The sequence below is a fragment of the Pseudomonas sp. LBUM1643 genome, from assembly GCF_059716215.1.
Genome location: NZ_CP166813.1, coordinates 4,042,123 through 4,062,359 on the forward strand (window position 1 = coordinate 4,042,123; position 20,237 = coordinate 4,062,359).

Annotated in this window: 17 protein-coding genes; 12 read left to right on the top strand and 5 right to left on the bottom strand. The window is 60.3% G+C overall.

Translation table 11 applies throughout. The features are described 5' to 3' along the window. The first annotated feature begins 421 nt into the window (after window positions 1–421). From ACA063_RS18105 to ACA063_RS18125, 5 genes are all read left to right on the top strand, one after another. Entirely contained in the window at window positions 422–964 is a 543-nt protein-coding gene (locus tag ACA063_RS18105) for a DUF3833 domain-containing protein (RefSeq protein ID WP_497662770.1), read from the top strand. Window positions 965–1,320: 356 nt separating this feature from the next. Beyond that, window positions 1,321–2,565 (top strand): serine hydrolase domain-containing protein, encoded by a 1,245-nt coding sequence (locus ACA063_RS18110; protein WP_497662771.1) that lies wholly within the window; start codon window positions 1,321–1,323, stop codon window positions 2,563–2,565. Window positions 2,566–2,775: 210 nt separating this feature from the next. Then, a complete protein-coding gene (locus tag ACA063_RS18115; RefSeq protein ID WP_497662772.1) occupies window positions 2,776–3,303 on the top strand; it encodes a DUF4303 domain-containing protein in 528 nt (175 codons plus the stop codon). A 33-nt stretch (window positions 3,304–3,336) separates the two neighbouring features. After that, window positions 3,337–3,510 carry a CbrC family protein gene (locus ACA063_RS18120; RefSeq protein WP_497662773.1) on the top strand — a complete coding sequence of 58 codons (174 nt, stop codon included), beginning with the start codon at window positions 3,337–3,339 and terminating at the stop codon, window positions 3,508–3,510. A gap of 18 nt (window positions 3,511–3,528) precedes the next feature. Beyond that, on the top strand, window positions 3,529–3,999 hold the full coding sequence (locus ACA063_RS18125; RefSeq protein ID WP_497662774.1) for a hypothetical protein: 471 nt from the start codon (window positions 3,529–3,531) through the stop codon (window positions 3,997–3,999). A 155-nt stretch (window positions 4,000–4,154) separates the two neighbouring features. Here the strand turns inward: ACA063_RS18125 and betA are convergent, their stop codons facing one another. The 4 genes from betA to speB all read right to left on the bottom strand — a co-directional run bounded on the left by betA (window position 4,155) and on the right by speB (window position 10,193). Further along, window positions 4,155–5,843: a choline dehydrogenase gene (betA, locus tag ACA063_RS18130; protein ID WP_497662775.1), complete on the bottom strand. Its 1,689-nt coding sequence runs from the start codon at window positions 5,841–5,843 to the stop codon at window positions 4,155–4,157. Further along, entirely contained in the window at window positions 5,840–7,417 is a 1,578-nt protein-coding gene (locus ACA063_RS18135; protein WP_497662776.1) for a purine-cytosine permease family protein, read from the bottom strand. Before ACA063_RS18135 ends, betA begins: the two co-directional genes overlap by 4 nt. A gap of 207 nt (window positions 7,418–7,624) precedes the next feature. Then, window positions 7,625–9,136 carry an aldehyde dehydrogenase family protein gene (locus ACA063_RS18140; protein ID WP_497662777.1) on the bottom strand — a complete coding sequence of 504 codons (1,512 nt, stop codon included), beginning with the start codon at window positions 9,134–9,136 and terminating at the stop codon, window positions 7,625–7,627. 55 nt (window positions 9,137–9,191) lie between these two features. Next, complete coding sequence (speB, locus tag ACA063_RS18145) at window positions 9,192–10,193, bottom strand: agmatinase (protein ID WP_162441161.1); 1,002 nt, start codon at window positions 10,191–10,193, stop codon at window positions 9,192–9,194. 152 nt (window positions 10,194–10,345) lie between these two features. On the opposite strand from speB, the gene ACA063_RS18150 reads away from it, so the two are divergent. From ACA063_RS18150 to lipA, 6 genes are all read left to right on the top strand, one after another. Next, window positions 10,346–11,260, top strand: a complete 915-nt coding sequence (locus ACA063_RS18150; RefSeq protein WP_497662778.1) for a LysR family transcriptional regulator — start codon at window positions 10,346–10,348, stop codon at window positions 11,258–11,260. A gap of 69 nt (window positions 11,261–11,329) precedes the next feature. Then, complete coding sequence (gene gcsR / locus ACA063_RS18155) at window positions 11,330–12,838, top strand: transcriptional regulator GcsR (RefSeq protein ID WP_497662779.1); 1,509 nt, start codon at window positions 11,330–11,332, stop codon at window positions 12,836–12,838. Between the two features lie 401 nt (window positions 12,839–13,239). Further along, window positions 13,240–13,623 (top strand): glycine cleavage system protein GcvH, encoded by a 384-nt coding sequence (gene gcvH, locus ACA063_RS18160; protein ID WP_497662780.1) that lies wholly within the window; start codon window positions 13,240–13,242, stop codon window positions 13,621–13,623. A 9-nt stretch (window positions 13,624–13,632) separates the two neighbouring features. Further along, the gene (gene gcvP / locus ACA063_RS18165) at window positions 13,633–16,482 is read left to right on the top strand and encodes an aminomethyl-transferring glycine dehydrogenase (RefSeq protein WP_497662781.1); all 2,850 of its coding nucleotides are present in this window, start codon (window positions 13,633–13,635) and stop codon (window positions 16,480–16,482) included. Window positions 16,483–16,624: 142 nt separating this feature from the next. Then, on the top strand, window positions 16,625–17,881 hold the full coding sequence (gene glyA / locus ACA063_RS18170) for a serine hydroxymethyltransferase (protein WP_497662782.1): 1,257 nt from the start codon (window positions 16,625–16,627) through the stop codon (window positions 17,879–17,881). Window positions 17,882–18,033: 152 nt separating this feature from the next. Continuing rightward, a complete protein-coding gene (gene lipA / locus ACA063_RS18175; RefSeq protein ID WP_497662783.1) occupies window positions 18,034–19,083 on the top strand; it encodes a lipoyl synthase in 1,050 nt (349 codons plus the stop codon). Window positions 19,084–19,141: 58 nt separating this feature from the next. On the opposite strand, the gene ACA063_RS18180 is transcribed toward lipA, so the two are convergent. Continuing rightward, a complete protein-coding gene (locus ACA063_RS18180; protein WP_497662784.1) occupies window positions 19,142–19,627 on the bottom strand; it encodes a P-loop nucleotide/nucleoside kinase family protein in 486 nt (161 codons plus the stop codon). A 213-nt stretch (window positions 19,628–19,840) separates the two neighbouring features. On the opposite strand from ACA063_RS18180, the gene ACA063_RS18185 reads away from it, so the two are divergent. Further along, a complete protein-coding gene (locus ACA063_RS18185) occupies window positions 19,841–20,233 on the top strand; it encodes a RidA family protein (protein ID WP_497662785.1) in 393 nt (130 codons plus the stop codon). Window positions 20,234–20,237 lie beyond the last annotated feature (4 nt).

Consider the following 20,237-nt stretch of genomic DNA (forward strand, 5'->3'; position numbering starts at 1 on the left):
GGAAGTGGCCGACTACCTGCGCTTCAGCGGTGCCGCCAACTTTCGTTGCTCATTCAAAAGTTCGACGGGCTACACACCAAACCTGATCCGCCCCCGCTCACCGTCCCTTCACCAGCGCAACTCACGCTCTGGGATGTGAGGTTTTCGCATCTGCCTAAAAAAGATTGCCGATCATTGTCAGGTGACTTTTTTACGCCTATCTTGAATAAAACCTATACAACAAACTAAATTTCGTACAACTTTTTCGCTATCGATTGACCTTTACGCATCAATGCTAGGCGCCTTTCGCGACAGTTCGACGACACGCCAAGAGTTCCTGCAAATCATTGGACGGCGACAGAACTGTACAGATACTGCCAACTGTACAACCACATAGTTCGCCAATTCACCCTCATCACCTGTGCACTCAGGAAGTAAGGCAATGACCCGATTACTGTTGTTACTGACACTGGTACTCAGCGTCGCGAGCTGCGGCAGCGTGGACGTCGCCCGTTATGCGGATCAAAAACCAGCATTGGATCTGGCGCATTTTTTCAGCCAGCCCGTCAAAGCCTGGGGGATGTTTCAGAAGCGCGGTGGTGAGGTGGCCAAGCGTTTCGAGGTCAATATCGTCAGCCGTCGTGAGGGCAACAACCTGATTCTCGACGAGCGCTTCCTGTACAGCGACGGCACCCGCCAACGCCGTGTCTGGACCCTGACGCCTGAGGGCCAGGGCCGCTGGAGCGGGCGCGCGGACGATGTGGTGGGTGTCGCCGAGGGCCAGGTCGCTGGCAACACGTTGCACTGGCGTTATCGCCTGAACCTGCCGGTCGACGACTCGACCTACGAAATGAGCATGGACGACTGGATGTACTTGATGGACGAGGACACCTTGATCAACCGCACCAGCATGTCCAAGTTCGGGGTAGAGGTCGGTCAGGTGACGTTGTTCTTTCGTCGCCAGGGCGCCGGAGCGAGTCCATGAACCACGCGTTGTCCATGGTCTCGCTTGGCGAGGGTTATCGCGCGCTGGTGATCGGCGCCAGTGGAGCCCTCGGCACGGCTTTTTGCGCAGCTCAAACAGGATCTGCGCTGTGCCGGGGTTCGCGCGTTGGGGCGCCGTACCCTCCCCGCGCTAGACCTTGAACGACCCGAGACGATTGTCAGCGCCGCCGCCGAACTGGCCCGCGTTCGACCGCACAGACGCTTGCTCAGTCTGCACCCAGGCACGGTGGTGTCGCTCATTCAAGCGCTGCGGCGCAATTGCAATGAGTAGGCTAAGGTTCAAGCGGGCGCGTGCCCTGACGTCCGTGAATGGCAAAAACAACAAAAGGATAGGTTATGCACTCCTCCGCTATTTCTCGTCCGGCTGCGCCTGGTCGGTCGCTGCTTCTCTCGCTGGGTCTGCTCGCTGCGGGTATATCCTCGGGCGCATGGGCTGACGATTATCCCCACGCCCAGGAACCGATTGGCACCGTGGAGCAGATCTATGACGGCGCCATGCTCCCCGATCTGGCAGTCAGTACCTACCGGAACATAGACCGGCTGTTCCCTACCCACAGGATCAAAGCCGGCGATCACCCGTATGCGCTGCCGAAATCGGACAAACAATTGCCCAACGTTCGCTTCACTGTCGGAGACAAAAAGTACGACCTGTATGACTTCGTCGCACTGGACAGCATCACGGCGATGCTCGTGCTCAAGGACGGCAAGATCGTGTTCGAGACCTACCAGCGCGGCAACACCGAGAAAACCCGGTGGATGTCGATGTCGATGGCCAAGTCCATCACCTCCACGCTGGCGGCTGCAGCGATCAAAGACGGCCTTATCAAGGGCCTCGATGCGCAAGTGGTGGATTACGTTCCCGAGCTCAAGGGCAGCGCCTATGAAGGCGTGACGGTGCGCAACGTGCTGATGATGTCTTCGGGCGTGAAGTGGAACGAGACCTACACCGATCCGGCGTCTGATCGTCGCGCGCTCCTCAAGGCGCAGATATCGCAGAAACCACGTTCGGCCATGGCGTTGATGGCAAGTTTGCCGCGAGCGGCTGAGCCCGGCACGGTCAACAATTACAGCACTGGCGAAACGCAGGTACTCGGCGAGATTGTTCGTGGCGCTGTGAAGATGCCACTGGCCGACTATCTATCGCAGAAGATCTGGCAGCCGTTCGGTATGGAGAGCGATGCCCGGTGGTGGCTCGATTCGCCTGACGGCGTCGAAATCGGTGGCAGCGGTATCAGCGCCACTTTGCGCGATTATGGACGCTTCGGGCTGTTTTTCATGAATGGCGGCAAGATCAATGGCGAGTCAATTCTGCCCGAGGGCTGGGTCAAGGAGGCGACGCTGCCGACCACCCTCAAAGGCGGCAAGTCCCTGGACTACGGCTACATGTGGTGGACGGCGTGGACCGAGCCTTCGGTGAAAGACGGCGCTTATTCGGCGGTCGGTATCCAGGGCCAGAATATCTACGTCAACCCCGCCAATAACGTGGTGATTGTCACCTTCGGTGCCCAGCCAAAGCCGGTTGATAAAGAGCCGATCGACCCGATGGCATTCTTCGATGCCGTGGTAGCTGCGTTGAAGTAACCTTGCCCGTCGGATGACGTTAATCTCATCCGACGGAAGACTGCAGCAACTGTGGTGTTACGCCTGATGCGCTGGGCCTGTAAGGCCTCGCGTATATTCGCGCCTGAAACGTATGAGCACGATGCTGGAAAGGCAAAAACCTGGCGGAGCCGCCTTGGTCTCTCCAGGGTCAGGGAAGAGGTCGGCGAGTTTCATGAGGTTCTTTTTTGAATGAGCGACTCGGGCCAGATAAACAACGATTTTCACCGAGATATTCAGGTAGCGTGCAAGAAGGCCATCGAGCAATTTCGCAAAGCGCATCCCACTGCAGATGTCTGTGGTTTTGCGCTGTACTCAGACGCCGACGCGCGAACGCTGGTACCGTCGTTCAACACGGCTGATCACTTGGCGCGCGTGCAGGCTGAGGAACCTTCTGAGCAGACGTACTTCAAATGGTCGCCTGCTGAATGGAGTCATGAAGCGTTCGGTGGCGAACATTTCAACGCCCTGTCGAGCCTGTTGTGGGACTTGGCTGATTCAGTTCCCAACGAGGATTTTGAACGGCACCGTGCGCTTGTCTTCGAGCACTGTGTTGCGGCCTTGAAGCCGCTGACGACGTGCGCGTTCGAGAACGCCATTTATGTATTCGCAGTCTCTGACTTTCAAAGCGTGCCGGAAGAAATCGACTGGATTACGCAACTCAATACCCCCGAGCAGGCCTTCGAATTCAAGACTTGGTTAGAGCAGGTCGAGGGATGAAAGGCATGCATTTAGCAAGGATGCCATGCAAAGTTGCTTGAACTGAGCAAAGACGCCATCGCCGCCGTACATGACTCAACCGGACTGGAGGACGGTGCGCAGTGGCATGCGCTCTACACTGCCTTGAACAAGGATCATGGCCCTACTGCCTACCTGTTCAAATGTCGCCACTGCGCCACGCTGCGCGCTTATCAAGACAACCATTGACGCCCAAAATTGAAGCCTATGAATAAAACCGAATGGCCAGCCCTTAAGCTCAGGCTTAAAAAGTACTTCGCAATTATCTTCATGCTCTGCTTCGTGGGGGCGCTTACCTATGGCTACGTGCACAAACCGGAGCTTCCTCCGCAAATAGTCCTCAAGCAAAACTTCATACCTGGGGAGTGGCTTTATATCGTCGAGGAGGCCAGGGACCGTTCAGACCCCAAATCGCTAAAGTTCTATATGGATCACCGTGAATCGACTGACGAAGCGATGAAGGTGCTCCTGGGCAAGACCCCGCCCTTCCTTGTCTCGGACACCGACTTGAAAGACGTGGTCATCCAACCCGTTGCCAACGGCCTGCACATCAAACTCAAAGGCGCGGTCAGCACTTACCGGAGCAATCTCTACCTGAAGGACGGCGACACTTACACCACCTACCGTGTCAGCCTCGAACAGGTCGAAACCCGACCGCCCTTGCCGAGCGGTCGGTAAGCTTGTTTCAGCAAGGCGATCACCGCGCAGACGAGCATGATCGCCAGTGCCGGCCACTCCCTCGTTAGCGCCAATGCTCCCGGTGCGTGAACAGGTCGGATTTACAGCCAAACCCTAATAGCGTTCCCACGCGGAGCATGGGAACGATCACTCAGTCAAACCCGCACGTTACGCCCTGGCAATGACGTGCGCTGACTGTTTTCCCAGTTCTCCACCAGCCCCACCGGCACATCCGCCGCCGGCAACATATTCATCCCGCGCACCAGATCCGACGCCCGCTCGGCGAGCATGATGGTCGGCGCATTGAGGTTGCCATTCGGTTCGGTCGGGAACACCGACGAGTCGATCACCCGCAACCCCTGGATGCCATGCACCCGCAACTCGGAATCCACCACCGCCATGTCGTCCTCGCCCATGCGGCACGAGCCACACGGATGGTAGGTGCTTTCGAGGTTGTCACGGACAAAGGCATCGAGGTCCTCATCACTGGTCACCAGCGCTCCGGGAGCGATTTCGCCGTCGCGGAAACGGTCCATGGCTTTCTGGCCGATGATCTCCCGGGTCAGGCGGATGCAGCGGCGGAAGCCTTCGCGATCCTCTTCGCGCTCCAGGTAGTTGAAGCGGATTTCCGGATGCTCGTACGGATCGGCCGAACGCACCCGCACATAACCCCGGCTTTTCGGTTTGTTCGGGCCCGTCAGCACCATGAAACCGTGGCCCTTGATCGGCTTGTTGCCGTCGTAGCGCATCGCTGCCGGCAGGAAGTGGAACTGAATGTCCGGCCAGCGCAGGCCCTTCTCGGAGCGGATGAAACCACCGGCCTCGAAGTGGTTGGTGGCGCCCAGGCCATCCTTGAACAGCAGCCAGCGCAAGCCGATCATCAGTTTGCTCAACGGGTCCATCTTGCTGTTGAGGGTCACCGGTTCCTTGCAGCCGAACTGGATGTACACCTCGGCGTGATCCTGCAGGTTCTCCCCTACCCCCGGCAGGTCATGGCGCACGCCGATCCCGGCCTTGCGCAAAACCTCGGCCGGGCCAATGCCCGAGCGTTGCAGCAGGTGCGGCGAGCCGATCGGCCCGGACGAGATCAGCACTTCGCGGTCGCAGTACACCTGATGGGTCTTGCCACCGTGGTCATACAGGACCCCCACCGCGCGCTTGCCTTCGAGGATGATCTGGCGGGTCATCGCATGGGTGATCACCGTCAGGTTCGGACGGTCCATCGCCGGACGCAGGTAAGCGTTGGCCGTGGAACAGCGCACACCGTTCTTCACGGTCATGTGCATTGCCCCGAAACCTTCCTGCATGTAGCCGTTGCAATCTTCGGTCTTGATGTAACCCGCCTCGGCACCGGCTTCGATCCAAGCCCCGTACAGCGGGTTCTTCATGTTGTTGCCGTTGGTGGTACGCAGCGGCCCGGTCTGCCCGCGATAGCTGTCGCCACCAGACTCGTAGCTTTCGGCACGCTTGAAATACGGCAGGCAGTTTTTGTAGCCCCAGCCCTGGGCGCCGAGGGATTCCCACTCGTCGAAATCCAGCGCGTGGCCGCGGATGTACACCAGGCCATTGATCGATGACGAACCACCCAGGACCTTGCCCCGCGGGCAGTGAATGCGCCGACCATTGAGGTAGGTTTCCGGCTCGGTTTCGTAGCGCCAGTTGTACTTTTTGGTGTTCATCGGAATCGAGAATGCGCTGGGCATCTGGATCACTACGCTCTTGTCACTGCCGCCGAATTCCAGGACCAGCACCGAGGTGGCCGGGTCTTCGCTCAAGCGGTTGGCCAACACACAACCTGCCGAGCCTGCGCCAATGATGATGTAGTCGTATTTTTGCGTGGTCATGATGATCTCCCGACCGTCGATTCAGTGAATACCGGCAGCGATTGCTTGTGCGTCAGGGTGTCGCCGGTGGTGTATTGCGGGGAGTGTTTCTCGATCTGCTGGATCACCGCTTCTTCGCGTTTCAGATCAATCGAGCGGCTCAGCCAGTAGTACGCCAGGCCCGAGACGATCAGCCCCACCAGCCAGGCGATGTCGATGCTGCCCAGCGCCTTGGCCAGCGGGCCGACATAGACTTCGCGCTGCTCGACGCCGTCGTAGATGTAGAAGAACGGGATCATCGAGATGAAGCCGATGGCATAGGCGGCGATACCGCGCAGGCCCCAGCTGCCGTAGATGTTGCCGTGGGGCATGAAGAAGTGCGGGATGGCGTAGCGGCCCTTGCGCACGAAGAAGTAGTCGGTGAGGTTGACCGAGGTCCAGGGCACCAGGAAGTACAGCATCACCACCAGGTAGATACCGAGCACCGACAGGCCTTTGCCGGAACTCTGGATGCTCAGGGCCACGCCCAGTTGCAGCAGGATCACGAACGCGATGGCGAGGATCCGCGCCTTGCGGGTCGGCTCGATGTGCTTGATCGAATCCACACAGGTCAGGGTGGTCAGCTTGGCGCTGTAGATGTTCATCGCGATCACCGGCAGGAACGCCAGGATGGTCACCACCACGACCGCGGTGCCGATCAGCGGCGACACGGTGTTGCCGACTTGACCCAAGGCCACCAGCACATCGGTTGAGTGCAGGTGATCGGCCAGCCAGCCGCCGACGGAAATCATCCAGGCACCGGACAGCGAAGCGCCGAGAAACACCACGGCAATCAGCTTGCCACTGGAGGTGTTCTTCGGCAGGTAACGTGAGTAGTCCGACACGTACGGGGCATAGGCGATGTTGTAGCTCGCCGCCGCCGCGAACTGCGCGATAAAACCGGTCCAGTTGAAGCCCAGCGGCGCCCGGGCGACCTCGCCTGGTGCCAGTGCCGGCAGCACCGCATCCGGCACCCAGCCCATCACCACCGCCAGGGTCACCAGGCCGTACAACGGCAGCGACAGGTACAACGCCCATTTGAAACTGCGGTGCATCCAGTCATGGCCGAGGATGGCCAACACCGCCGCCGGGAGGGTCACCGCCACCGCGATCACCGCGGGGTTGAAACCAAACAGCGTGTGCAGGCCCTGCATCATCAGGACCAGGTTGACGATGTTGAACCCTGCGAACACAAACAGCGTCGCCAGCAGCACCAGGATCACTCCGCGGTAACCGAATTGCGCACGGGACTGGATCATCTGCGGCAAGCCAAGGTGCGGGCCCTGCGAACCGTGAAACGCCATGAACAGCGCACCGAACATGATGCCCAAGGTGCCGGCGAGCGTGGTCCAGAGCGCGGTCAGGCCGACGCTCGGGCCGACGAAACCGATGGTCATGGTGAAGAAGGTGAAGTTGCCGAGAAACCAGAACGGACCCTGGCTCGACAGTTTGTCGGTGCGTTCGTCCTCGGGGATGAAGTCAATCGAATGCCCCTCGACGACGGATTTGTCATCGAGGGAGGACACACTCGTGGCGGACTTGGCGTTTGTGTTCATGATGGACTCTTATTGTTGGAAGATCATGACGAGATAACCGCATTCTTTCGGGTGAACGATGCCTGATGGGCCTCCTTGCCGTTCTCGATTGGCGAATATTCCTCGATCCCTGTAGGAGCTGCCGCAGGCTGCGATCTTTTGATCTTGATCTTGAAAAAAACAAGATCAAAAGATTGCAGCCTGCGGCAGCTCTTACATGGGCCGGGGTCAGCCCGGTAAGGTGATCCACACCGCCTTGGTTTCGAGCAGATAATCGAGCTGCTCGGCGCCCAGGTCCTTGCCGAACCCGGACTGCTTGTAGCCACCGAACGGCATCGACGGGTCGAGGGTGCCGTGGGCATTGACGTAAACAGAGCCGGCCTTGAGCCGTGGAATCAGGCAGTGCACCTTGCCCAGGTCATTGGAATACAGGGCGGCTGCCAGGCCATAGAGCGAGTCATTGGCCAGGGCAAGCGCCTCTTCCTCATCATCGAACGGCGCGGTCACCAGCACCGGCCCGAAGATTTCTTCCTGGACGATGCGCATGTCGTTGCGGCAGTGGGCAAAGATGGTCGGTTCGACGAAGAAACCAGGGCCATCGACGGCTTGGCCGCCGTAGACCAGTTCGGCGCCTTCAGCCTTGCCCGTCTCGATGTACTCGGTCACGCGCTGCTTTTGCAGGGCCGACACCAGTGGGCCGATGAAGCAGTCCGGGTCCAGGCCCGGGGCCATTTTCAAGGTGCGTGTGTAGGCGATCAGCTCACTCAGGAATTGCTCGTAGACGCTGCTATGAATATAGGCCCGCGTGCCGGCGTCGCATACCTGCCCGGAGTTGAAAAACACCCCGTTGGCGACCGCTTGTGCCGCCGCCGGAATATCGGCATCGGCAAACACGATGACCGGTGATTTTCCGCCGAGTTCGAGGGTCAGTCGCTTCATCTCGTCCAGCGCCGCGCGGCCAACGGTAATGCCCACCGGGGTCGAACCGGTGAAGGTCAGTTTGTCGATGCCGGGGTGGGTGGCCATGGCCGCGCCAACCACGCTGCCGCGTCCGGTGACGATGTTGATCACTCCGTCCGGAATGCCCGCTTCTTGCACCAGTTCTGCGAAACGCAGAGCCGACAGCGAGGTCAGTTCGGCGGGTTTGACCACCACGGTGCAACCGGTGGCCAGCGCCGCGCCGAGTTTCCAGGCCATGGTTTGCAGCGGGAAGTTCCACGGCACGATGGCACCGACCACACCCACCGCTTCCTTGCGGGTATAGGCCAGGTAATTGCCCGGCAGCGACGGCTCGACCGTACGCCCGTGGAGCTTGGTCGCCCAACCAGCGAAATAGCGCAAGGTATCAACGGTGCCCTGGATGTCGACGTCTTTGGCGAAGGCGACCGACTTGCCCATGTCGATCGATTCGATTTCCGCCAGTTCGGCGGCGTTCTGTTCGATCAAATCCGCCAGGCGCTGGATCAGGCGTTCGCGCTGCGCCGGTTTGGCCTGGCTCCATGCGCCACCGTCGAACTGCGCACGGGCAGCTTGCACGGCGCGGTCCAGATCAACAGTAGTGCCCATCGGAATACGGGTGATCAGGCCTTCGGTCGATGGCTCGATGACGTCGGAAGTCTGGCCGTCACTGGCTTCGACCCAGGCACCGCCGATGAACATCTTCTGCACCTTGCTGAGGAAGGTCTGGGTGGCTTCGCTGACGCCGAATTTCTGCAGGTAACTCTTGACGATCGTGTCCATATTTATTCTCTCTGCCCGGCAGTCAGGTCCTGCCGGGACTCTGTGGTTTCGATGATCAGGCTGGCGTGGTTTCGCTGGCGGCGGCCGCCCGCACCTTGCCCCGCTCGTGGAAGATGAAACCGATACTGTTGAGCAGCAGTTGCGCGGCGAGGATCGAGGTCATGCCGGTCGGGTCGTACACCGGTGCAACTTCCACCAGGTCCATACCGACGATGTTGCCCTTGCTGCGCTTGGCCAGGGCCTGGATGATTTCCAGCACTTCGTAGTAGAGGAAGCCGCCGTGGCTCGGGGTGCCGGTACCCGGGGCGATGGACGGGTCGAAGCCGTCGATGTCGATGGTGATGTAGTAGTTGATGTTCTGCGGGATCAGCGCCAGTACACCGTCGACGCCGAGGCGACGCACATCGCGCACCGAGAGGATCTTCGAACCGGCTTCGTGGGCCGCTTCGTAGTCGTCGCGGTTGGACGACGAGACATTGCGGATGCCCATCTGGGTCATTCCGACGATGTGGTTCATTTCCGAGGCGCGACGCAGCGGGTTGCCGTGGCCGTAACGCACGCCGTGGCGCTCGTCGACGAAATCCAGGTGCGCATCGAAGTGGATGATGTGAATCGGGCCCCGGCCTTCGAAGGCCTTGATCACCGGCGCGTGAACCGAGTGATCGCCGCCGAGCACCACTGGCATCACACCGGCATCGAGAATCTTGCGCACGGCGTATTCGGTGTTCTTGTTACTGGTGACCATGTCGGTGTGGACGATGTCGGCATCACCGACATCGACCATGCGCACGTCCGAGGCGGTGAGGTACATCACGTCATCTTCGTGGTCATAGGCGCCGGCGTGGCCGAAGGAAAACAGCGTCGATGCTTCGCGAATACCGCGTGGTCCGAAGCGTGCCCCGGAGCGCCACTGGGTACCCATGTCGTTGGGCACGCCAAGCACCGCGACGTCGGCATCCAGGGCATCCCAGTCGGTGCACACCGGGGATTTGCCAAAGGTGCAATGACCCACGAATGGCAGGTTCAGACGACCGGATTCATAACCGTTGTTCGACATTTCTAGCCTCTCCACTTCTTGTTATCGGCTTGGCGGAACTGCAAGGCGACCGCCGTTGAAAGAGACTATGGGCGCAGGTTTTCGTGGAAAAAATGCCAAACATCAGATACTCATATCGGCATTACCGATGCATCCACAGGCCGGAGGTCAACGTGATTCAACTGCACGATGTCGATCTGAAGTTGCTCAGGGTGTTTGCCACCATTGTCCGCTGCGGCGGCTTCTCGGCCGCCCAGGCGGCGTTGAATGCCGGGCAGTCGACCATCAGCGAACAAATGACCCATCTGGAAACGCGCCTTGGGGTCAAACTCTGCCAGCGCGGGCGCAGCGGTTTCCGCTTGACCGAGCAAGGGGTGGCGATTCACGAGGCCACCCAGCGCCTGCTGTCGGCGGTGGAAAATTTCTGCATGGACGCCGACGTGCTCAAGCAGCACATCAGCGGCAAGCTCAACCTGGGCATCATCGACACCACCATCACCGACCCGGACTCGCCCATTCCGCGCACCACCCAACGCTTCGTATCGCGCGGGCATGATGTGCACCTGAACGTGTATGTCGGCACCCCGGCCGAACTGGAGGAACGGGTGCTCGACGGCCGCTTGCACCTGGCCATCGGGCACTTTCCGATCCATGTGCCGGGCCTGCTGCAATCGCCGCTGTATCAGGAAGCACTGGGGCTGTATTGCGGGCGCCGGCATCCGCTATACGGGAGCAAGGCTGAGGGCGAGGAACTGCTCGAAGAAGTCGCGGCCGGGCGCATCGTCGTGCGCGGCTACATGCAGCAATACGACCTCGAACACCTGGGCGTGAGCAAGGCCGCCGCCACCGTGGACAACATCGAAGCCACGGCGATCCTGATCATTTCCGGCGCCTACCTGGGTTTCCTGCCGGAGCACTTCGCCGCCCAATGGGTCAAGAGTGGCGAGATGCACCAGTTGGCCCCGGAGAGTCTGCGCTTGCGATCACCCTTCGACGTGATCACCCGACGCGGCGTGGCAGCGCCGCCGATCCTCCAGGCGTTCCTCGAAGACCTGGCGGCCAGTGCACGCAAACCGTCTAACGGATGACGTGACACTCGCCAAATTCAAATTCGCCCCGGCATACTGATTTTCGTTTGCCAATCTTGCAGGTCCGTCATGCGCATCCACGTCACCTTCATCGACCGCGTCGGCATCACCCAGGAAGTGCTGGCCCTGCTCGGCGGACGCAGCTTCAACCTTGATGCCGTGGAGATGGTGCCGCCGAACGTCTACATCGATGCCCCGACCCTCGGCGCCGAAGTACTGGAAGAGTTGCGCGAGGCACTGTTCGGCGTGCGCGGCGTGCAGGCGGTGACCATGGTCGACATCCTTCCCGGGCAACGTCGACGCCTGCAACTGGATGCCCTGCTCGCCGCCAGCTCCGACCCGGTGCTGGCGGTGGATGATCGCGGTCACGTACTGCTGGCCAATCCAGCGTTGATCGCTTTGTGCGGTCGCGAACCGGCCGGTGAATCGCTGAGCGCGCTGTTCGACGATGCCGAGTTGCAACGCACCTTGATCGCCCACCATTTCCGCCTGCCCATGCACGAGGTCAGCCTCGGCGGCCACACCCTGCTGCTCGATGCCATGCCGATCACCGACGCCGGCGCCCTGCTCACCCTGTATCAACCCAACCGCATCGGCGAACGCCTTTCGGCGCTGCACCATGATCACGCCGAAGGTTTCGATGCGCTGCTCGGTGACTCACTGCCGATTCGCTCGCTCAAGGCCCGCGCGCAACGGGTGGCGGCCCTCGATGCGCCGCTGTTGATCCAGGGCGAAACCGGCACCGGTAAGGAACTGGTGGCCCGCGCCTGCCACGCGATCAGCGGGCGGCGTGAGAAGCCATTCCTGGCCCTCAACTGCGCGGCGCTGCCCGAGAGCCTGGCCGAAAGCGAGCTGTTCGGCTACGCCCCCGGCGCGTTCACCGGCGCGCAACGGGGCGGCAAGCTCGGGCTGCTGGAATTGGCCGACCAGGGCACGGTGTTTCTCGACGAAGTCGGCGAAATGTCGCCGTATCTGCAAGCCAAGTTGCTGCGTTTCCTCAGCGATGGCTGCTTCCGTCGCGTCGGTGGCGATCGTGAGGTCAAAGTCAACGTGCGGATCCTCAGTGCGACTCACCGCGACCTGGAAAAAATGGTCAGCGAAGGGCACTTTCGCGAAGACCTGTTCTACCGTCTCAATGTGCTCAACCTGCAAGTACCGCCGCTGCGCGAACGTGGCCACGACATCCTGTTGATGGCCCAGCACTTCATGCAGCAGGCCTGCGCGCAGATTCAGCGCCCGGTCTGTCGCCTGGCGCCCAGCACCTTTCCCGCCCTGCTCGGCAACCGCTGGCCGGGTAACGTACGGCAACTGCAGAACGTGATCTTTCGCGCGGCGGCGATTTGCGAAAATCCGCTGGTGGACATCGACGATCTCGACATTGCACGCACGGCGGTAGAGCGCAAGAACGATGGCGAGGTGGGCAGCCTGGAAGAAGCGGTGGGAGGGTTTGAAAGGAATTTGCTGGAACAGCTTTACCAAAGTTATCCGTCCAGCCGACTGCTCGCGGCGCGGTTGCAAACCTCCCACAGTGCGATTGCCATTCGACTGCGCAAGTACGGCATACCCAACAAAACTTAAACACTGACGCGATCCCCTGTAGGAGCTGCCGCAGGCTGCGATCTTTTGATCTTGATCTTTGGTGGCAGGGGGAAAATCAAGATCAAAAGATCGCAGCCTGCGGCAGCTCCTACAGGGGGATGTGTGTAAATCAATACAGCGTATCGAAATCAAGACAAAACTCGCTCCACCTGCCTGTTCCGGGCTTCGGACCTTTCCCCTTGTATGTCTGTATTGATTTCAATACGGAATCAGTACTCTAAACATCCAAAAATCAATACAACTACTTGATTTAAAACAATTAAATAAGATTGGCATTGCCTTTGCTATCTCTCCTCCAGCCAAGCTTGCTTCCCGACACGAGCCTGCCGAATCGTCATCCGCCACCTGTAGCGGTTGAGTCAGAACAATGAGGAGTTGATATGAGCGAATTGCGTTTTACCGTCGAACACGAATGGCTGCGCACCGAAGCTGACGGCAGCGTCACCGTTGGCATCACCGCGTTTGCGCAACAGGCGCTGGGGGATGTGGTGTTTGTTCAAGTGCCTGAGTTGGGAAGCTTCCGCGCCGGTGCTGAAGTGTCGGTGGTGGAATCGGTGAAAGCCGCCAGCAGCATCAGCATGCCGCTGGACGGCGAGATGCTGGAAGTGAACTCGGTGTTGGACAACAGCCCGGATCTGGTCAACGAAGATCCGCTGGGCGAAGGCTGGTTCTTCCGTTTCAAACCCGCTGACGCTGCCGCTGTCGGCCAACTGCTGGATCAGACCGCCTACGACCGTCTGATCCAAGACCAAACCGACGCGTGAGGGCTGCCCATGACCACTCTCATCGACACCCATGACGAATTCATCGCCCGCCACATCGGCCCGCGTTCCGGCGATGAGCAAGCCATGCTCAACAGCCTCGGCTTTGATTCCCTGGAAGCCTTGAGCGCCAGCGTTATCCCGGAAAGCATCAAAGGCACCAGCGTCCTGGGCATGGACGACGGTTTGAGCGAAGCCGACGCCCTGGCGTTGATCAAAGGCATCGCGGCCAAAAACCAGCTGTTCAAAACCTATATCGGCCAGGGTTACTACGGTACGCACACGCCGTCGCCGATCCTGCGCAACCTGCTGGAAAACCCGGCCTGGTACACCGCTTACACCCCGTACCAACCGGAAATTTCCCAGGGCCGTCTCGAAGCGCTGTTGAACTTCCAGACCCTGATCAGCGACCTGACCGGCCTGCCGATTGCCAACGCTTCGCTGCTGGATGAAGCCACCGCGGCTGCCGAAGCCATGACCTTCTGCAAGCGCCTGAGCAAGAACAAAGGCAGCCACGCGTTCTTCGCGTCCGTGCATTGCCACCCGCAAACCCTGGATGTATTGCGTACCCGCGCCGAGCCGTTGGGCATCGACGTGGTCGTCGGCGACGAGCAAACACTGACTGACGTGACGCCATTCTTCGGCGCCCTGCTGCAGTATCCGGCGAGTAACGGCGACCTGTTCGATTACCGCGAGCTGACCGAGCGCTTCCACGCGGCCAACGCACTGGTGGCGGTCGCGGCTGACCTGTTGGCCCTGACGGTGCTGACCCCTCCGGGCGAATTCGGTGCTGACGTCGCCATCGGCAGCGCGCAACGCTTCGGCGTACCGCTGGGTTTCGGTGGCCCGCACGCCGCGTTTTTCTCCACTAAAGACGCGTTCAAGCGCGACATGCCTGGCCGTCTGGTCGGTGTCTCGGTGGACCGTTTCGGCAAGCCGGCCTTGCGCCTGGCGATGCAGACCCGCGAGCAACATATCCGCCGTGAGAAAGCCACCAGCAACATCTGCACCGCACAAGTGTTGTTGGCCAACATCGCCAGCATGTACGCCGTGTACCACGGCCCGAAGGGCCTGACGCAGATTGCCCAGCGCATTCATCACCTGACCGCGATTCTGGCCAAGGGCTTGAACGCTTTGGGTCTGAGCGCTGAACAGGACAGCTTCTTCGATACGCTGACGATCAACACCGGCGCGCAAACGACAGCCGTGCATAGCAAGGCGCACGCGCAGAAAATCAACCTGCGCGTGGTCGATGGCGAACGTCTGGGCCTGTCCCTCGACGAAACCACTTCCCAAGCCGACGTTGAAAGCCTGTGGAGCCTGCTGGCCGACGGCAAGGCGCTGCCAGACTTCGCCGCCCTCGCCGAGTCGATCGTCAGCACGATCCCGGCCTCGCTGGTTCGCCAGTCGCCGATCCTCAGCCACCCGGTGTTCAACCGTTATCACTCCGAAACCGAGCTGATGCGCTACCTGCGCAAGCTGGCCGACAAGGACCTGGCCCTGGATCGCACCATGATCCCGCTGGGTTCGTGCACCATGAAGCTCAACGCCGCCAGCGAAATGATTCCGGTCACCTGGGCTGAATTCGGTGCGCTGCACCCGTTCGCCCCGGCCGAGCAAAGTGCCGGCTACCAGCAGTTGACCGATGAGTTGGAGGCCATGCTCTGCGCTGCCACCGGGTACGACTCGATCTCGCTGCAACCGAACGCCGGTTCCCAGGGTGAGTACGCTGGCCTGCTGGCCATCCGTGCGTACCACCAGAGCCGTGGCGAAGACCGTCGCGACATCTGCCTGATCCCGTCGTCCGCCCACGGCACCAACCCGGCAACTGCCAATATGGCCGGCATGCGCGTGGTTGTGACCGCCTGCGATGCTCGCGGCAACGTCGACATCGAAGACCTGCGTGCCAAGGCCATCGAGCACCGCGAACACCTCGCCGCGCTGATGATCACCTACCCGTCGACCCACGGTGTGTTCGAAGAAGGCATCCGCGAAATCTGCGGGATCATTCATGACAACGGTGGCCAGGTGTACATCGACGGCGCCAACATGAACGCGATGGTTGGCTTGTGCGCGCCGGGCAAGTTCGGCGGCGACGTGTCCCACTTGAACCTGCACAAAACCTTCTGCATTCCCCACGGCGGTGGCGGCCCGGGCGTCGGCCCGATTGGCGTGAAAGCGCACCTGACGCCGTTCCTGCCGGGCCACGCCCAGATGGAACGCAAAGAAGGCGCGGTCTGCGCGGCACCGTTCGGCAGCGCAAGCATTTTGCCGATCACCTGGATGTACATTCGCATGATGGGCGGCGCCGGCCTCAAGCGCGCTTCGCAGTTGGCGATCCTGAATGCCAACTACATCTCCCGTCGTCTCGAAGAGCACTATCCCGTGCTGTACACCGGCGCCAACGGCCTGGTGGCCCACGAGTGCATCCTCGACCTGCGTCCATTGAAAGACAGCAGCGGCATCAGCGTCGATGACGTGGCCAAGCGCCTGATCGACTTCGGTTTCCACGCGCCCACCATGTCGTTCCCGGTGGCCGGCACGTTGATGATCGAACCGACCGAAAGCGAATCCAAAGAAGAACTGGACCGCTTCTGCGACGCCATGATCCGCATCCGCGAAGAGATTCGTGCAGTGGAGAACGGCACGCTGGACAAGGACGACAACCCGCTGAAAAACGCCCCGCACACCGCTGCGGAGCTGGTCGGCGAGTGGTCGCATCCGTATAGCCGCGAGCAAGCGGTTTACCCACTTGACACCTTGATCGACGGCAAATACTGGCCGCCCGTAGGCCGCGTCGACAACGTCTTCGGTGACCGCAACCTGATTTGCGCCTGCCCTTCAATCGCCGACTACGCATAACCCCCTGTAGGAGCGAGCTTGCTCGCGATGGACGTGAAGCTGACGCGTTTCGTCAGAAAGCCAACGTCATCGTTAGCGACCATCGCGAGCAAGCTCGCTCCTACAGGTCGACCCCATTTGAGAACAACAGAGGACTTTCACCATGTTCAGCAAGCACGACCAGATCAAAGGCTACGACGACCAACTGCTGGCGGCGATGAACGCCGAGGACGCACGGCAGGAACACCACATCGAGCTTATCGCTTCGGAAAACTACACCAGCCGACGGGTGATGGAAGCCCAGGGCAGCGGCCTGACCAACAAGTACGCCGAAGGGTATCCGGGCAAGCGTTACTACGGCGGCTGCGAGCATGTGGATGTGGTCGAACAACTGGCCATCGACCGCGCCAAACAGCTGTTCGGCGCCGACTACGCCAATGTCCAGCCGCACTCCGGCAGCCAGGCCAACGCGGCGGTTTACCTGGCGTTGCTACAGGCCGGCGACACCGTGCTGGGCATGAGCCTGGCCCACGGTGGTCACCTGACCCACGGCGCCAAGGTGAGTTTTTCCGGCAAGCTCTACAACGCCGTGCAATACGGCATCGACACCTCGACCGGGTTGATCGACTACGACGAAGTCGAACGCCTGGCCGTCGAGCACCAGCCGAAAATGATCATCGCCGGTTTCTCCGCTTACTCGAAGACCCTCGACTTCCCGCGCTTCCGCAAAATTGCCGACAAGGTGGGCGCCTACCTGTTCGTGGACATGGCTCACGTCGCCGGGCTGGTCGCCACCGGTCTGTACCCGAACCCGCTGCCCTACGCCGACGTGGTCACCACCACGACCCACAAGACCCTGCGCGGTCCACGCGGTGGCCTGATCCTGGCCAAGGCCAATGCGGAACTCGAGAAAAAGCTCAACGCCGCCGTGTTCCCCGGTGGTCAGGGCGGCCCGCTGATGCATGTGATCGCGGCCAAGGCCGTGTGCTTCAAGGAAGCGCTGGAGCCGGCGTTCAAGACGTATCAGACGCAGGTAATCCGCAACGCCCAGGCAATGGCGCAAGTCTTTACCGAACGCGGTTACGATGTGGTGTCCGGTGGCACCGACAACCACCTGTTCCTGGTCAGCCTGATCCGCCAGGGCCTGACCGGCAAGGACGCCGACGCGGCCCTGAGCCGTGCCGGTATCACCGTGAACAAGAACGCCGTGCCCAATGATCCGCAGTCGCCGTTCGTGACCTCGGGCTTGCGCATCGGCACCCCGGCGATCACCAGCCGCGGTTTCAAGGAAGCTCAGAGCATCGAGCTGGCCGGCTGGATCTGCGACATCCTCGACCACCTTGGCGATGCCGATGTCGAGGCTCAGGTCGCCCGCCAGGCTGCCGCGATGTGCAGCGATTTCCCGGTCTACCGCGACTGATCGCACATCACAAAACCCTGTAGGAGCGAGCCTGCTCGCGATGGCGGCATGACAGTCAGCATTGATATCGACTGACACGGCCTCATCGCGAGCAAGCTCGCTCCCACAGGTTCCGTGTCCTGCCTGATTAGCTGCCTGCACAAGGAAAAACCATGACTGCCATTGTTGAAGCAGCGCAAAAAAAAAGCCCCGCCAAAGTGGAGGTCGGCACCAAGCTACGCGGCGCAGAAAAGGTCGCGCGGATTCCAGTGAAAATCATCCCCACCGATGAATTCCCGCGCAAACCCGAATGGATCCGGGTACGCATGCCGACCTCCCCCGAGGTCGACCGGATCAAGCAATTGCTGCGCAAACACAAGCTGCACAGCGTCTGCGAAGAAGCCTCGTGCCCGAACCTGGGCGAGTGTTTTTCAGGAGGCACCGCGACCTTCATGATCATGGGTGACATCTGCACCCGGCGCTGCCCGTTCTGCGATGTCGGCCACGGACGGCCGAAACCGCTGGACGTCAACGAGCCAACCAACCTCGCCGTGGCCATCGCCGAACTGCGCCTCAAATACGTGGTGATCACCTCGGTGGACCGCGACGACCTGCGCGACGGAGGCGCCCAACACTTCGTCGACTGCCTGCGCGAGATCCGCAAGCTGTCGCCGGGCATCCAGCTGGAAACCCTGGTGCCGGACTATCGCGGACGGATGGACGTCGCCCTGGCTATCACCGCGTGCGAGCCTCCAGACGTGTTCAACCACAACCTGGAAACCGTGCCGCGCCTGTATAAAGCTGCGCGACCGGGCTCGGATTTCGAGTGGTCGCTGGACCTGCTGCAGAACTTCAAGCACCAGGTGCCGCAGGTCCCGACCAAATCCGGTCTGATGCTGGGTCTCGGAGAAACCGACGACGAAGTCATAGCGGTCATGCGGCGGATGCGCGAGCACGACATCGACATGCTCACCCTCGGCCAGTACCTGCAACCCTCGCGCAGCCACTTGCCGGTGCAGCGTTTCGTGCACCCGGATATGTTTGCGTGGTTTGCCGAGGAAGGCGCGCGGATGGGCTTCAAGAACGTCGCATCCGGGCCCTTGGTGCGTTCCTCGTATCATGCCGACCAGCAGTATGGGGTTGGTAGTCGGGTGCCACTGGTGGGGGTAAATCCAGCTACGTCGAACCTCCCGCCTAGTCTTTCAACGCTGCGAAATGTATGAGCAATGTGTGTAAAGGCATCGGCGATGCTCTTGGTGTCGCCTTGGCGATCATCGGCCGTCAAAGTCGATGAATTTTGATATGAAGCCCCTCCTGCTCCTCGGGAACCCGAAAATAGCTTGTGATCAAATCAAACTCCGCGTCGGTCGCCGCGAACTCATGCTCTGCGCGGCCATTACGACGATGTAGCCGGTCTCGGCAAATATCATCGTCCACTTCGATGTAGTGGAGGCAGTGGTCAGCCTCGGCGGCTTCGGCCAAACCGCGCAACCATTGACGATCCCCGACTGTATTGGCAGGGAAATCCAGGACCACGCTGACGCCTGCATTCAGCACATCGATAACAAGCGGGCCCACAACCTCCCGAATCTGATGTGCAAGTCTTACATAGTCGGCGACTGACTTGATTTGGTCAGGATAAAGCCGTGAGAGCCAACGATCTTCACTCAGCAGAATCGTCGAATGCTCGGCAGCCAGAGACTGAGCCAGCGTGGATTTGCCGGATGCAATTTTGCCAGACATGAGATGAAGTGTTGGTGTGGGCACGGGACGTTTCCTTATTGTCGAATACTGATGAGGATAATCGGAACGGTTGCAACCCGAAAGAATGCCCGAGGCAATGGCTTTCACGGAGCGCTGGCTGAGATGAGCGACTGAGTGTGAGCGTGGTTGTTTGCTTAATGCAAAGGGGCCCGAGTGGACGGCGCTCTGGCACCTGGGGTAGGTTTCGTATCCGCTTGTATTTTGGGCTCCACGACCATGACTGATCGTCAGATCATTGTTCCAGACAGCATGAAACTGCTCTGCGAGCAGGCTGGTTATGCGCCAGCGGTAAAGGTAGGAAAAACGCTCTACTGCGCAGGTCAGGTAGGCCGGACGCCGGAATTAACGGTTATCGAAGATCCTGAGCAGCAGTTTTTAGCCGCGTGGGAGAATCTGCGGCTCGTCCTGGCAGCCGGTGGCTGCGAATTTAAGGATGTCGTCGAAATGACGACGTATCACGTCGATATGCAACGCCACATGCCAATCTTCAGACAAGTGAAGGATGAGGTCTTTCCGAGGGGCACGTGTGCATGGACATGCATAGGTGTCGCGGAACTGGCTCGACCGGGCCTGCTCGTGGAGATCAAATGCATCGCCGTGCAGCGATAATTTC

What these genes read in the sequence shown, in the direction of transcription:
- ACA063_RS18105 (WP_497662770.1), top strand. Translation starts at nt 422, where the DNA reads ATGACCCGATTACTGTTGTTACTGACACTGGTACTCAGCGTCGCGAGC.
- ACA063_RS18110 (WP_497662771.1), top strand. Translation starts at nt 1,321, where the DNA reads ATGCACTCCTCCGCTATTTCTCGTCCGGCTGCGCCTGGTCGGTCGCTG.
- ACA063_RS18115 (WP_497662772.1), top strand. Translation starts at nt 2,776, where the DNA reads ATGAGCGACTCGGGCCAGATAAACAACGATTTTCACCGAGATATTCAG.
- ACA063_RS18125 (WP_497662774.1), top strand. Translation starts at nt 3,529, where the DNA reads ATGAATAAAACCGAATGGCCAGCCCTTAAGCTCAGGCTTAAAAAGTAC.
- betA (WP_497662775.1), bottom strand. Translation starts at nt 5,843, where the DNA reads ATGACCACGCAAAAATACGACTACATCATCATTGGCGCAGGCTCGGCA.
- ACA063_RS18135 (WP_497662776.1), bottom strand. Translation starts at nt 7,417, where the DNA reads ATGAACACAAACGCCAAGTCCGCCACGAGTGTGTCCTCCCTCGATGAC.
- ACA063_RS18140 (WP_497662777.1), bottom strand. Translation starts at nt 9,136, where the DNA reads ATGGACACGATCGTCAAGAGTTACCTGCAGAAATTCGGCGTCAGCGAA.
- speB (WP_162441161.1), bottom strand. Translation starts at nt 10,193, where the DNA reads ATGTCGAACAACGGTTATGAATCCGGTCGTCTGAACCTGCCATTCGTG.
- gcsR (WP_497662779.1), top strand. Translation starts at nt 11,330, where the DNA reads ATGCGCATCCACGTCACCTTCATCGACCGCGTCGGCATCACCCAGGAA.
- gcvH (WP_497662780.1), top strand. Translation starts at nt 13,240, where the DNA reads ATGAGCGAATTGCGTTTTACCGTCGAACACGAATGGCTGCGCACCGAA.
- gcvP (WP_497662781.1), top strand. Translation starts at nt 13,633, where the DNA reads ATGACCACTCTCATCGACACCCATGACGAATTCATCGCCCGCCACATC.
- glyA (WP_497662782.1), top strand. Translation starts at nt 16,625, where the DNA reads ATGTTCAGCAAGCACGACCAGATCAAAGGCTACGACGACCAACTGCTG.
- lipA (WP_497662783.1), top strand. Translation starts at nt 18,034, where the DNA reads ATGACTGCCATTGTTGAAGCAGCGCAAAAAAAAAGCCCCGCCAAAGTG.
- ACA063_RS18185 (WP_497662785.1), top strand. Translation starts at nt 19,841, where the DNA reads ATGACTGATCGTCAGATCATTGTTCCAGACAGCATGAAACTGCTCTGC.